This window comes from Hungatella sp. SL.1.14 (assembly GCF_024460495.1).
GTDB lineage: Bacteria > Bacillota > Clostridia > Lachnospirales > Lachnospiraceae > Hungatella > Hungatella hathewayi.
In genome coordinates, this window is the sequence record NZ_JANFYJ010000386.1 from 1 (window position 1) to 298 (window position 298).

The following is a 298-nucleotide window of genomic DNA, read 5'->3' on the forward strand; positions in this document are numbered from 1 at the left end:
ATGAACGATGGGACGCCGTATATCTTTATTGACGGCGCCATGGAAATGGAAGATGTAACGGAACAGGGCCAGAAAGTGGTCTTTTCAGAACTTGCGTGGAAAAAGGCGTATCAGAGAGTGGAACAGCTGTTTCCGAAACGGTCCGTTCTGGGCTGGTTTCTGTGTGGAGCGCCGGGAAATGATTTAAGTCCGCTTAATTACTGGAAGCAGCATGTTCAGTATTTTCAGGGACCTAATTAGCTGATGTATTTAAGCAGCGGAGTGGAAGGAGACGAATCAGATTACATAACGTCGGAAG

1 pseudogene is annotated in these 298 nt (G+C 47.0%); it reads left to right on the top strand.

Features of this window, described 5'->3' with window-relative positions:
* Positions 1 to 237 (top strand): annotated as a pseudogene (locus NE473_RS31480) (LysM peptidoglycan-binding domain-containing protein); the annotation flags it as partial.
* Positions 238 to 298: the final 61 nt, after the last annotated feature.